13 protein-coding genes, 1 tRNA gene and 2 pseudogenes are annotated in these 11,986 nt (G+C 35.8%); 9 read left to right on the top strand and 7 right to left on the bottom strand.

The features are described 5' to 3' along the window. Nucleotides 1–4: 4 nt before the first annotated feature. Genes N7U66_RS18100 through N7U66_RS18085 form a run of 4 tightly spaced genes read left to right on the top strand, consistent with a single transcriptional unit; the run spans nucleotide 5 to nucleotide 1,872 of the window. The gene (locus N7U66_RS18100) at nucleotides 5–247 is read left to right on the top strand and encodes a hypothetical protein (RefSeq protein ID WP_267676375.1); all 243 of its coding nucleotides are present in this window, start codon (nucleotides 5–7) and stop codon (nucleotides 245–247) included. Nucleotides 248–282: 35 nt separating this feature from the next. After that, entirely contained in the window at nucleotides 283–1,074 is a 792-nt protein-coding gene (gene cdaA / locus N7U66_RS18095) for a diadenylate cyclase CdaA (protein ID WP_267676374.1), read from the top strand. A gap of 26 nt (nucleotides 1,075–1,100) precedes the next feature. Beyond that, the gene (locus N7U66_RS18090) at nucleotides 1,101–1,367 is read left to right on the top strand and encodes a DUF3667 domain-containing protein (RefSeq protein ID WP_267676373.1); all 267 of its coding nucleotides are present in this window, start codon (nucleotides 1,101–1,103) and stop codon (nucleotides 1,365–1,367) included. Further along, a complete protein-coding gene (locus tag N7U66_RS18085; protein WP_267676372.1) occupies nucleotides 1,360–1,872 on the top strand; it encodes a hypothetical protein in 513 nt (170 codons plus the stop codon). Before N7U66_RS18090 ends, N7U66_RS18085 begins: the two co-directional genes overlap by 8 nt. Here the strand turns inward: N7U66_RS18085 and N7U66_RS18080 are convergent. Further along, the gene (locus tag N7U66_RS18080; RefSeq protein ID WP_267676371.1) at nucleotides 1,869–3,635 is read right to left on the bottom strand and encodes an ABC transporter ATP-binding protein; all 1,767 of its coding nucleotides are present in this window, start codon (nucleotides 3,633–3,635) and stop codon (nucleotides 1,869–1,871) included. The genes N7U66_RS18085 and N7U66_RS18080 overlap by 4 nt on opposite strands. A gap of 39 nt (nucleotides 3,636–3,674) precedes the next feature. Further along, the gene (truA, locus tag N7U66_RS18075; RefSeq protein ID WP_267676370.1) at nucleotides 3,675–4,418 is read right to left on the bottom strand and encodes a tRNA pseudouridine(38-40) synthase TruA; all 744 of its coding nucleotides are present in this window, start codon (nucleotides 4,416–4,418) and stop codon (nucleotides 3,675–3,677) included. A gap of 227 nt (nucleotides 4,419–4,645) precedes the next feature. Between truA and N7U66_RS18070 the strand changes: the two are divergent. Continuing rightward, nucleotides 4,646–5,142: pseudogene (locus N7U66_RS18070) on the top strand (metallophosphoesterase family protein). A 59-nt stretch (nucleotides 5,143–5,201) separates the two neighbouring features. Here the strand turns inward: N7U66_RS18070 and N7U66_RS18065 are convergent. Beyond that, nucleotides 5,202–5,610, bottom strand: a pseudogene (locus N7U66_RS18065) (DUF4293 domain-containing protein). A 207-nt stretch (nucleotides 5,611–5,817) separates the two neighbouring features. Between N7U66_RS18065 and rho the strand changes: the two are divergent. After that, a complete protein-coding gene (rho, locus tag N7U66_RS18060) occupies nucleotides 5,818–7,218 on the top strand; it encodes a transcription termination factor Rho (protein WP_390886594.1) in 1,401 nt (466 codons plus the stop codon). A gap of 38 nt (nucleotides 7,219–7,256) precedes the next feature. Further along, the gene (locus tag N7U66_RS22690) at nucleotides 7,257–7,505 is read left to right on the top strand and encodes a hypothetical protein (RefSeq protein WP_390886593.1); all 249 of its coding nucleotides are present in this window, start codon (nucleotides 7,257–7,259) and stop codon (nucleotides 7,503–7,505) included. A gap of 116 nt (nucleotides 7,506–7,621) precedes the next feature. Here N7U66_RS22690 and N7U66_RS18055 read toward each other — a convergent pair whose 3' ends face one another. The 4 genes from N7U66_RS18055 to proS all read right to left on the bottom strand — a co-directional run bounded on the left by N7U66_RS18055 (nucleotide 7,622) and on the right by proS (nucleotide 10,200). Continuing rightward, complete coding sequence (locus tag N7U66_RS18055) at nucleotides 7,622–7,984, bottom strand: hypothetical protein (protein WP_267676369.1); 363 nt, start codon at nucleotides 7,982–7,984, stop codon at nucleotides 7,622–7,624. A 225-nt stretch (nucleotides 7,985–8,209) separates the two neighbouring features. Continuing rightward, nucleotides 8,210–8,461: a 30S ribosomal protein S20 gene (gene rpsT, locus N7U66_RS18050; protein ID WP_267676368.1), complete on the bottom strand. Its 252-nt coding sequence runs from the start codon at nucleotides 8,459–8,461 to the stop codon at nucleotides 8,210–8,212. Nucleotides 8,462–8,499: 38 nt separating this feature from the next. After that, a tRNA-Glu gene (locus N7U66_RS18045) sits at nucleotides 8,500–8,571 on the bottom strand. A 150-nt stretch (nucleotides 8,572–8,721) separates the two neighbouring features. Next, nucleotides 8,722–10,200, bottom strand: coding sequence for a proline--tRNA ligase (gene proS, locus N7U66_RS18040; protein ID WP_267676367.1), 1,479 nt, complete (start codon nucleotides 10,198–10,200; stop codon nucleotides 8,722–8,724). Between the two features lie 100 nt (nucleotides 10,201–10,300). Between proS and N7U66_RS18035 the strand changes: the two genes are divergently transcribed. Both N7U66_RS18035 and N7U66_RS18030 read left to right on the top strand, forming a co-directional pair. After that, nucleotides 10,301–11,335 (top strand): hypothetical protein, encoded by a 1,035-nt coding sequence (locus N7U66_RS18035; RefSeq protein ID WP_267678607.1) that lies wholly within the window; start codon nucleotides 10,301–10,303, stop codon nucleotides 11,333–11,335. Nucleotides 11,336–11,364: 29 nt separating this feature from the next. Further along, nucleotides 11,365–11,976 (top strand): hypothetical protein, encoded by a 612-nt coding sequence (locus tag N7U66_RS18030; RefSeq protein ID WP_267676366.1) that lies wholly within the window; start codon nucleotides 11,365–11,367, stop codon nucleotides 11,974–11,976. Nucleotides 11,977–11,986 lie beyond the last annotated feature (10 nt).

The following is an 11,986-nucleotide window of genomic DNA, read 5'->3' as shown; positions in this document are numbered from 1 at the left end:
TATCATGTTTACCTCACTTGATGAAATACAGATTACGACGGACCGCGAAAAAATAATTAAAACTAATATCTTAGATTTAAGTAAAGACTTATTTCAAAACAAAAGTTCAGAAAAAGAAAAACCCATTCTATTCTTAGAATTTAACGACCAAATATCATTTCAAGATTATGTTACATTCAAATCCATTCTATCCCACTTATCGAATACTGATTTTAGAATAAGTCCAATAGAATTCATTTCTAGTTAACTCAATTTTACTAAATTTACCCAAACACGTAGCCATTGGAAATTTTTAACACTGTATTTAATTTTGGAATAAAAGACTTTATTGACGTCTTTTTAGTCGCTTTACTTTTGTTCTATGCGTACCGACTTGTTCGTGGCACAGTAGCCATTAACATATTTATAGGTATTGTTGTTGTTTATTTCATCTATTTAATAGTTGAGGCACTCCAAATGGTGCTGCTTACCAAAATTTTAGGTGGTTTTATTAGCGTTGGTTTTATTGCTTTAATCGTGGTATTCCAGCAAGAAGTGCGAAAGTTTTTATTAATGATTGGTTCTACAAATTTCGCCTCTAAACGCGGCTTTCTTAAACATTTAAAATTCTTAAAAACAGAAGGCATCACCAAATCTTTGACGGATATTGACACCATCATTGCGGCTTGTAATAAAATGTCTACTACAAAAACAGGGGCGTTAATAGTCTTAGAACGCAATAACAATCTGGACTTTTTAGTGCAAACGGGAGACGAAATGAACATCAAGGTGACACAACCCATTATAGAAAGTATTTTCTTTAAAAACAGCCCCTTGCATGATGGTGCCATTATTATTTCAGACAATATTGTAAAAGCGACCCGTGTTATTTTACCTGTAAATAACGAAAAAACCATCCCACAGCGCTTTGGTTTGCGCCACAGAGCAGCCGTTGGCATCACAGAACGCACCGATGCTATTGCCATTGCTGTAAGTGAAGAAACGGGACAAATTTCGTGTTTTAAAAACGGAACCTTTGTGGATTTTAAAGATTCTACAGAATTGATTGAAATTATTAAAGAGGACTTGGATTAATGATTTGTAAAAACTGTAAAACATTATTGCCTCAACAAATTAATTATTGCAACGGCTGTGGAGCAAAAGTGATAAAGAATAGGTTAACCATGCGGAATCTATTTGAGGATTTCACCTATAATTATTTAAACTATGATAATAAATTTTTAAGAACTTTTCTAAATTTATTTACCAAACCCGAAGCTGTTATTACAAGTTATATTGATGGCACTCGAAAAAAATACGTCAACGTGATAAGTTATTTTGCAATAGCCTTAACCCTATCTCGGTTTGCAAATGTTTGTCATGAATAAGTTCTTTCCTGATGCTATAAATTTTACAAATTTTGAGCAACAAGGCATGGAAAATTTTCAGAAAAGCAACATGGCTTTTGTTCAAGAATACCAATCTCTAATAGCGATGTTATTTGTTCCCGTTTACGCACTAATGTCTAAATTGGTGTTTATAAATTATAAAAACTATAATTTTACCGAGCATTTAGTTATCAATATGTACCTCTTCGCCCACATGTCTATAGCATCAGCTGTTATGGCTATATTGGCATTGCTCTTGGGAATTAACTTTATGGTGTTCAGCACGGCCATCATGCTTCCGCTTCAGGTCTTATATGCCGCTTACGCATTTAAAAGACTATTTAAATTAAGCGTTAAGAACATCATTATTAAAACCCTACTCTTTTCGTTGGTGTTAATGATTCTTTCGGTCCTTCTAATAATTACAGTTGTCTTTATGATGTATATAACTGGAGGCATGGACGAAATTATGGAAGCTGCAACAACGCGTCAGAAATTAAACTAAGCCACTTCAGCCTTTAAGAACTGAACTTCATATAAGTTTCTATAATAGCCATTCTTCTTTCTAAGTAATTCATCATGTGTCCCTATTTCGACAATTTCACCGGCATCCATAACAATAATTTGATCTGCTTTTTGAACCGTTGCCAATCTGTGAGCAATAACTATTGACGTTCTGTCTTTCGTAATTTTATCGGTTGCCGTTTGAATGAGCTGCTCAGAATAGGAATCGACAGAAGACGTGGCCTCATCTAAAACTAAAATACTAGGATTCGTGACATAAGCCCGTAAAAAAGAAATTAATTGACGCTGTCCAGAAGATAACATCACACCGCGTTCTTTTACATTATAGTGGTACCCATTAGGTAAACTCATAATAAAATCATGGAGACCAATATCTTGAGCCGCTTGGATGACTTGTGCTTCAGTAATTTTAGGATTATTAAGCGTAATATTATTTAAAATGGTATCTGCAAACAAGAATACATCCTGTAAAACAACCGCAATATGGTTGCGTAATGATGCTAATCTCACTGTTGTGATGTCGATATTATCAATACATATGCTGCCGCTATTGATTTGATAAAAACGATTTAGCAAATTAATAATGGTAGATTTCCCTGCTCCAGTTGCGCCCACAATAGCCACTGTTTGTGCAGCCTTCACACTAAAAGAGACATCTTTAAGCACATCTTCATCATCGACATAACTAAAACGAACATTCTTAAAAGTAATATCACCATTAAACTGAGAGACCTCGAGAGTTCCAAGGTCATCAATTTGAGAATTCGTATCAATAATTTTAAACACACGCTTGGCCGCTACCATTCCCATCTGTAACGTATTAAACTTATCTGCAATTTGACGTAAGGGTCTAAACAGTTTTGGAATAAGCATAATGAACATAAATAATTCACTCACACTTGCTGTAGCGTATAAAACAACCATTAAACCACCAACATAAGCAACTAACCCGGAGGTTATGGAAGATAAAAAGTCGGCGATAGGAAAAAAGATCGAATTGTACCAAATGGTTTTTAACCATCCTTTTTTATGGCGCTCGTTTATCGCTTTAAAGTTTTTATATTCGGTAGCTTCACGTGTAAAGAGTTGAAGGATTTTCATGCCAGTCACCCGTTCTTGTACAAAAGAATTAAGGTTTGAAACTTCTGCACGCACTTGCTCAAAAGCCTTCTTCATATACCGCTGAAATACCCTTGTAGCATACAATACAATAGGCATGGTTACAAATACAATTAAACTGAGTTTAATATTTGTAAAAAGCATGACGGTTGCAATAGCTAACATGACAGCCGTATCACGCGCAATCATAAATAACCCTTGGCCAAAAATATCAGCGATACGCTCCATATCTGTAACAGCACGCGTAATAAGCGCACCAACAGAGGAAGTGTCATAATACTTCATCTTAAACTTGAGCATATGATTAAAGAGCTTGACACGAATATCTTTAACCACACTTTGCCCTAACCATGCCGCATAAAAGGTAAATAGAAATTGGAAAACCGTTTCTAAAAGCAGCATCCCAATCATCAATATAATGTAAAACAAAAAGCCGTCTTCTTTTTGTAACTTTATGTTGTTATCTATAGCAATTTTTAAAATATAAGGCACAGAAATACTTAAACCAGCAATTAAAATTACTGAGATTAACACGCCGTAAAAAACCTTTCTATAGGGTTTTGTATAGGTAAACAGACGTTTAAATAAGTCTAAATCGAATATATTTTCTTTATTTTTAGTCATCTTGAATTCCCGATAAATACAGGAAAGTTTAATTATTCTTTAAATTTTTATTCGCTGTGGATAAGCCACTTCGGTTAAATAAAGGGCATGTGCAGGCACCGAAAAACCAGCTTCACTCCTGTCTTTAGACTTAATAATATCATGTAATGCTGCGACTTCAAGTTTTCCTAAGCCTATATTTATCAATGTACCCACTATGGCGCGCACCATATTGCGTAGAAAGCGATCTGCTTTAATAGTAAATTGTAGTTCACCTCCAGCGATTACCCATTCGGCTTTCATAATAATACAATTATACGTTTTTACATCTGTATTAGTTTTAGAAAAGCATTGAAAATCTTTATACGTCAATAGAATATCGGTCGCCTCCTTTAATTTGTCAATATCAATTTTGTGTTTTAAATAAAACGCTTGATCTGTATTAAATGGATTTTTCTCTACCGAAATTCTATATAAATACATTCTACTTAAAGCATCAAATCTCGCATGTGCGTCTTGTTTTACTTTAAAGAGGTCTTTAATTGCGATATCACTAGGCAAAAAAGAATTGAGTTTAAAAATAAGGGTTTGGACTTCAAAATCGGCAAGTGTATCAAAATGAGCAAACATTTGCGTGGCATGCACCCCAGCATCCGTTCGTCCTGCACCCATTGTTGAAATTTTCTCTTTAAGCAACGTAGACAACGCTTTTTCTAAAACTTCTTGTACAGACAATGCGTTGGGCTGAATTTGCCAGCCGTGGTATGCCTTTCCATTGTAAGATAATTCTATAAAATAGCGCAATAATGTGGTATTTTTGTTTTAAGATTGACAAAGATAAATGTTTTTCTTCCTAAAGAAATCCTAAATTACTATTAATAAAAGACGCTTTTTAAAGACTAATACAAATGAGATTACCACTTTTGCGGAAGTCATAAAGAATACTAACAGTAGAAAAAGATTTTCGCCTTCACGGAAGTCATGAACACTATAGATTCCCTTTTTCAAGGGAATAAATTTAAAGAAATTCAATGAAAAAAATACTCCTGCTCTCAGATACACATAGTTTTATAGACGAAGACATATTAAAATACGTAAGGTTGGCAGACGAAGTATGGCATGCGGGAGACATTGGAGATTTAAAAGTAACAGATGCTATTAAAAACCTAAAGCCTCTAAAAGGCGTTTATGGCAATATTGACGATGCTAAAGCACGGTTAGAGTTTCCGAACACAATCGTTTTATGTGTGAAGGCGTCGATGTGTGGATCACGCATATTGGTGGCTATCCCAATAAATATAGTCCACGAGTTCGTGAAGCCATTTATAGGAATCCCCCGCGTCTTTTTATTTGCGGTCATTCTCACATTCTAAAAGTCATGCCGGACAAAAAATTAAATCTTATCCACATGAATCCGGGTGCTGCAGGCACTCATGGGTTTCACAAAGTAAGAACGATGCTTCGGTTCACTATTGACGGTAAAACTATCGACAATCTAGAAGTTATCGAATTTCCAAGACGGTATTAAAAAAAAAGCCCAAGATCTTCATCTTGGGCTCACGCACTAATACTACTAAGATGTTAGGTTTATCGTAATCGATCTACAGATTTTACAAGATCTTCATCCTTTTTGATGGCCTTATTAGCTAAAACTAATAACACGATAGACACAATAGGAAGAAAAACCCCAATACCTTTCTCAGAAAAATTAATTTCTCCGAGATACCTTTAGAGATTGATATACAAGTAATCCTAGTAAAATAAAGTTTAATATGATGTTAAGTCGCCCCAAAACAAATTGTGACTTCCTGTTTTTAAACATAAAAATAGATAACAACGACAGTGCTGCAGAAGCTAAAAATAAGCCAAAATAAACGAGTTCATTTTGTGCAAATACTTTAGAGTTTTCAGTAATCCATAATGGAAATACAAATATCAGTCCTCCGTAAACGCCTGCCGCTAAGAGTAAATAGATAGATTGTATGCGTTGTATCATGTATTCTTTTCAAAAAATTAAAGTACAAAAATATAACTTCTTTTATAATTTTTAACTTAAAAACTTAAAATAAAGTTGTATTATTGCAGTAACGTGATGCAACAACCACATTCGCAATACGTTAAATCTTCAGAATTACATTATTATTTTCTACGGAAAAATTTCAACAAATATATTTCACAAAAAATATCCAATTCAACTTATTACATGTTTGAAATCACACAATTAAAAGAAATGAAACTTCCTGAGTTGCAGGAAATGGCGAAAAAATTAAACATCTCAAAATTTCGTACATTAAAAAAATTAGACCTTGTTTACCAAATTTTGGATAAGCAAGCTGCTAACCCTCAAGCTATTGCAGTGGTCAAAAAGGAAGAACCAAAAGCAGACAAACCAACACCTCAAAAACAAAAAAGAGAGCGTGTACAGCGGTCAGATGCTAAAAAACCAGCAGCGAAACCTCAGCAAGAAACCTTAGCTTTTAAAGATAAGGCCGAAGAAAAAGCACCGGTTAAACCAGCTAATAAACCACAGGCAAAAACAGATAATAATCCTAAGGTTAAGCCAGAAAAAAGAACTGAGGCTAAGCAAGACATAAAAACTGAAAAAAAGCCACAACAACCAAAACCGCAGCATAAAAAGCCGGTTCATAGCCATAAAAAAGACGACAGCACGACAAACAATCCCAATCAAAATCGTCAAAAAAACAGCAAGCCTAATCCGAGTAGAAGCCAAGATAAAAACGGTAATACGCATGGCAATAACGGCAACAAAGACAATCGTAACCGTTACCGCGAACCCGATTTTGAATTCGATGCGATTATAGAAAGTGAAGGGGTACTAGACATCATGCAAGATGGTTATGGTTTTCTTCGCTCATCAGATTACAATTATTTATCATCACCAGATGACATCTATGTATCACAATCACAAATTCGTTTATTTGGATTAAAAGTTGGAGATACAGTCTTAGGGAATGTAAGACCTCCAAAAGAAGGTGAAAAATATTTCCCGCTTATTAGAGTCAATAAAATTAATGGTCAAAGTCCCGATGTTGTTAGAGATCGCGTGTCTTTTGAGCACTTGACTCCATTGTTTCCTCAAGAGAAATTCAACATTGCCGAAAAGCAAAGCACGATTTCTACACGAATCATGGATTTGTTTTCTCCTATAGGAAAAGGGCAACGTGGTATGATTGTATCACAGCCTAAAACAGGTAAAACCATGCTTTTAAAGGATGTTGCCAATGCGATAGCAGCCAATCATCCTGAAGTGTATCAAATGATTTTGTTAATTGATGAACGTCCTGAAGAAGTGACGGATATGCAACGTAATGTTCGCGGAGAAGTTATTGCTTCTACTTTCGATAAAGAAGCGCATGAGCATGTAAAAATTGCTAATATTGTATTAGAAAAAGCAAAACGATTAGTAGAGTGCGGCCATGATGTTGTTATTTTACTAGATTCTATAACACGTTTAGCCGGAGCTTATAATTCTGTACAACCCGCTTCGGAAAAATTCTTTCGGGTGGTGTTGATGCCAATGCTTTACACAAACCAAAACGTTTCTTTGGGGCTGCTCGTAATATTGAAAATGGTGGATCATTAACTATTATTGCTACAGCGCTTACAGAAACAGGTTCTAAAATGGACGAAGTAATTTTTGAGGAATTTAAAGGAACCGGTAATATGGAGCTTCAATTAGATCGTAAGATTTCTAACCGCCGCATATTCCCAGCCATTGATTTAACCTCTTCTAGCACACGTAGAGATGACATTCTTTTAGATGATGTCACTATTCAACGTATGTGGGTGATGCGTAAGTATCTTGCAGATATGAATCCTGTGGAAGCTATGGAATTTATAAACGATCGTTTCAAGAAAACCGTGAAATAATGAAGAGTTTTTAATTTCAATGAATGGTTAAAAACCTAATGTACACTTATAAAAAAGCCTTGAACTAATTAGTTCAAGGCTTTTTTTTATACTTTAATCGCATTTTAATGCTCAAATTAATAGGCCATTAAAAGCTCTTTATATTCTTTTAAGTCTGAAATATTACCCTTATTATTAAGGTTTGCCGTAAGCGCTATTAAATATTTAAGACTCTCTACAGGAGAAGCCTCTTCGTTTTGTTCTATAGCATTTTCTTCGTCTATAGCTTCATCATCAAGAAGCGGGATAAGAAAAGAATTATGTTTCTCAATATGCTCATACGTATATCTAAGAACCTTTACCACTAGTGGCTGTTCTGCTTCTAAAGCATAGGTCCGTAATTCTTTAATATCATCTATTAACGTATCTGTATTAATACCCGTTTCATCAAGATTCTTAAGAATTTTATTGATCGATTTAATTGCTTTTGTGTTTTTCAAAGGAGTGAGGTTATATATGAAGTTAACTTTTATAATTGCAAATTTATATTTTTAGAAATCAAATACAGATACTTTTTAAAGATTTTTATTCCTAAACAGTAACCTTAAACCAGATTTGTAGTACAACATCCCAAAACAGAAGCTGGGATTTTCAATCTCACGTAAAACAAAAAAGCCTACCGATATAATCGATAGGCTTTACTGTTTATTATTTAATTCTAAAGCTTATATCGCTGCTACATGCTTCGTTAAACCCGACTTAAGATTTGCCGCTTTATTAGCATGAATAATATTTTTCTTAGCTAATTTATCTAACATCATGTAAACTGAAGGCAATAATGCTTCTGCTTCTTTCTTATCCGTTAACTCACGTAATTTCTTAATTGCATTACGAGTCGTTTTGTGCTGATATTTATTTCTTGTGCGCTTAGATTCGTTCTGTCTGATTCTTTTTAACGCTGACTTATGATTTGCCATTTGTGCTTTTTTTTCTTTTTTACTTAATTAAAAAATAGTAGCCCGTAGGGGAATCGAACCCCTCTTACCAGGATGAAAACCTGGCGTCCTAGCCGATAGACGAACGGGCCATTTATTTTTGAGTGTGCAAATATATATTATATATTTTATTCCTGCAATACTTTTCAAATAACTTTACAACGTTTCCATTGCGGTGGCAAAAATACAACTATTTTCTACTTTTGCAAGAGCTAATTAAACTTTTTTAAAAAAAAATTTAATTAATACGCTTTTGCAAACAATACCCGCCGTTTTGAAGGCTTTCCGTAATACACGCAAACCCCGTCCTCAAAGGCGCCATCTAGAGGAAGACATCTTATTGTCGCCTTAGTGATTTCTTTGATTTTTTCTTCTGTTTCTGCTGTGCCATCCCAATGTGCCGAGATAAACCCACCCTTTTCCTCTAAAACGCTTTTAAACATGTCAAAGGTTTCTACTTCTGTAATATGCGCATTTCTATAGTTTAAAGCTTTATTAAAGAGCGCCTCTTGAATTTCTGTCATCAACCCTTCTACTTTATCTGTGATGCTATCTAATGCAATGACTTCTTTTGTTAACGTGTCTCTTCTAGCTAATTCTACTGTTCCATTTTCTAAATCTCTAGCTCCAATAGCGATACGCAAAGGCACGCCTTGTAACTCGTGCTGAGCAAATTTTGCCCCTGGACGATACGTCGTTCTATTATCAAATTTCACGGTGATTTGCTTTGCGCGCAAATCTTTTATAATACCATCAACCACTATGGTGATTTTTTCCAATTCCTCATCCGTTTTATAGATAGGCACGATAACCACTTGATTTGGTGCTAAATTAGGTGGCAAGACTAAGCCTTTATCATCACTGTGTGTCATTATTAAGGCCCCCATTAATCGAGTGGATACACCCCAAGAAGTGGCCCAAACATAGTCTTGCTTACCCTCTTTAGACGTGAATTTCACATCAAAGGCTTTAGCGAAATTCTGACCTAAAAAATGTGAGGTTCCTGCTTGCAATGCTTTTCCATCCTGCATTAGTGCTTCAATACAGTAGGTTTCGTCTGCCCCTGCAAAACGCTCACTTTCAGATTTCACTCCTTGAACCACTGGAATTGCCATAAAGTTTTCGGCAAAAGTGGCATAGACGTTATTCATTAATTTTGCCTCAGCCAAGGCCTCTGCTTTTGTTTCATGGGCGGTATGCCCTTCTTGCCATAAAAATTCTGCAGTACGCAAAAATAAGCGCGTGCGCATCTCCCAACGTACCACATTTGCCCATTGGTTTATGAGTAAAGGTAGGTCTCTATAAGATTGAACCCACCCCTTAAAGGTGTTCCATATAATCGCTTCACTGGTTGGTCTAACAACGAGCTCTTCTTCCAATTTCGCATTAGGATCTACTCTTAGTTTCCCAGGATTATCTGGATCACTCTCGAGTCTATAATGTGTGACTACCGCACACTCTTTTGCGAAACCTTCAGCGTTTTTTTCTTCCGCTTCGAACAAACTTTTCGGTACAAAAAGCGGGAAATAAGCGTTTTGATGGCCGGTTTCCTTAAACATGCGATCTAATTCCGCTTGCATTTTTTCCCAAATAGCGTAACCGTACGGCTTAATAACCATGCATCCTCTAACTGCCGAATTTTCAGCCAAATCGGCTTTGACAACCAGTTCGTTATACCATTTTGAGTAATCTTCTGCTCTACTCGTGAGTTTTTTGCTCATACTTAATGTTTTGGCACAAATATTGTGACTATGTTAAATGAAAGAAATAGTTGGACAAAACTAACTATTTTTGTTATGTTCAACAATAAAAATAGCAGTTATGAAATTAAAAAATTACTTACGGACAAAATTACCAACACTAATCCTTTTAGGCTTAGCATTAGGGATGACATCCTGTGGTTCATATCAATATGTTGGTCAAGACACCGATGGTGTTTATGGTGAAGATACTGAACAAGTAGTGATCGTTGAACAAGAAAATAACGAATCGACTGCTGATAGTAATTATTACAAAGACTACTTCAAAGCAAAATCTATTGAGATGGAAGCCGTAACTCAAGATAATGAGGCCGAAGAAGAAGAAGAAGAGGTTTTTGTTGATATCGATTCTTATGAAAGTAATTATGTTAATGAAAACGCACAAGCTCAAGGTTACGGTGCTTGGGGAGATAATGGGACTGAAGTTTCTATAAACGTTTATAACAATGGTTTTGGTTTCAATAATTATTGGAACAGCCCTTATTATGGTTGGAATACTTGGGGCTGGAATAGACCCTATTGGAATGTTGGATTTGGCTTTGGGTACGGCAATTATTATTACGGATACGGTTATGGCGGTTTTTACGACCCTTTCCGGTACGCTCCATATGGTGCCTATGGTGGGTATGGCTATGGATTTCCTTATCACAATGGATATTATGGAAGAAACGGATATTATGGTCGTGGCTTAGTTTATAATTCTACGAGACGCGGCGCGATATATGGTAGAACCTCTGCCTTAAACAGAAGAGTCGATGCCAGTAGAATTAGAAACAACGCAACGTCCACTCGTACAAACACAAATACAAGACCACGCGTAAGAACAACGACAACACCTAGAACAAATTCTTCAACTAGAGTTAAAACGAGAACAAGACAGCAGTCTACATCCCCTAGAGTAAGAACTACAACACCGCGAACAAGAACGTCGACTCCCGAACAAGAACATCGACGCCAAGAAGTAATACAAGAGCTACAACACCTAGATCGAATAGCTCAACAAGAAGTTCGGATCTTCTACAAGAAGTTCGGCTCCTCTACAAGAAGCTCCGGTTCTTCATCAAGATCAACTGGTGGTTCAAGAATAAGAGGATAATCGCGAAATACATATAATAAAATTATAATATGAAAAAGTTACTATTACTATTCATAGGTGTATTAACTATGACTACTTTAAATGCTCAGAACATTAATGATGCCTTGCGGTACAGCCATGGAGAAATCATGGGCTCCGCGCGCTACAGAGCCCTAAGTGGTGCTTTTGGAGCATTAGGAGGTGATTTGAGTGCTATTAATGTGAATCCTGCTGGTTCTGCAATTTTCACGAATAGTTTCGCCGCTTTCTCCTTAGCGACACAAAACACAGATAATGAAACCTTTTACTTTAGTGGGAGACATGCGTCTTCTGATTCAGACATATCACTAAATCAAGGGGGTGGTGTTTTTGTTTTTGAAAATAGGAATGGAACTTCGCCTTGGAAAAAATTTGCTTTAAGTATTGCCTACGATAACAGTAAAAACTACGAGGACAAGTGGTTTTCCAATGGAACCAATACTAATTCTATTGATGCTTATTTTTTGAACAATGCTCAAGGTTTACGCTTAGATCAAATTTCTGCTTTATCCGGAGAATCTACTTCTGATGCCTATTCAGGAATAGGAAGTGCTTACGGCTACGTACATCAACAAGCTTATTTAGGTTACGATTCTTTTATTTTAGAGCCGAGACAGTACTGATGACGATAAT

This window comes from Lacinutrix neustonica (assembly GCF_026625145.1).
Taxonomy (GTDB): Bacteria; Bacteroidota; Bacteroidia; order Flavobacteriales; family Flavobacteriaceae; genus Lacinutrix; species Lacinutrix neustonica.
The sequence above is the reverse complement of the archived record's forward strand: the minus strand, read 5'-3'. Positions and strand labels throughout refer to the sequence as shown.

Excerpts from the sequence above, each read along its gene's own strand:
- N7U66_RS18085 (WP_267676372.1), top strand. The coding sequence starts at position 1,360 with ATGAATAAGTTCTTTCCTGATGCTATAAATTTTACAAATTTTGAGCAA.
- N7U66_RS22690 (WP_390886593.1), top strand. The coding sequence starts at position 7,257 with ATGGACGAAGTAATTTTTGAGGAATTTAAAGGAACCGGTAATATGGAG.
- rho (WP_390886594.1), top strand. The coding sequence starts at position 5,818 with ATGTTTGAAATCACACAATTAAAAGAAATGAAACTTCCTGAGTTGCAG.
- proS (WP_267676367.1), bottom strand. The coding sequence starts at position 10,200 with ATGAGCAAAAAACTCACGAGTAGAGCAGAAGATTACTCAAAATGGTAT.
- N7U66_RS18080 (WP_267676371.1), bottom strand. The coding sequence starts at position 3,635 with ATGACTAAAAATAAAGAAAATATATTCGATTTAGACTTATTTAAACGT.
- N7U66_RS18100 (WP_267676375.1), top strand. The coding sequence starts at position 5 with ATGTTTACCTCACTTGATGAAATACAGATTACGACGGACCGCGAAAAA.
- N7U66_RS18030 (WP_267676366.1), top strand. The coding sequence starts at position 11,365 with ATGAAAAAGTTACTATTACTATTCATAGGTGTATTAACTATGACTACT.
- N7U66_RS18035 (WP_267678607.1), top strand. The coding sequence starts at position 10,301 with ATGAAATTAAAAAATTACTTACGGACAAAATTACCAACACTAATCCTT.
- rpsT (WP_267676368.1), bottom strand. The coding sequence starts at position 8,461 with ATGGCAAATCATAAGTCAGCGTTAAAAAGAATCAGACAGAACGAATCT.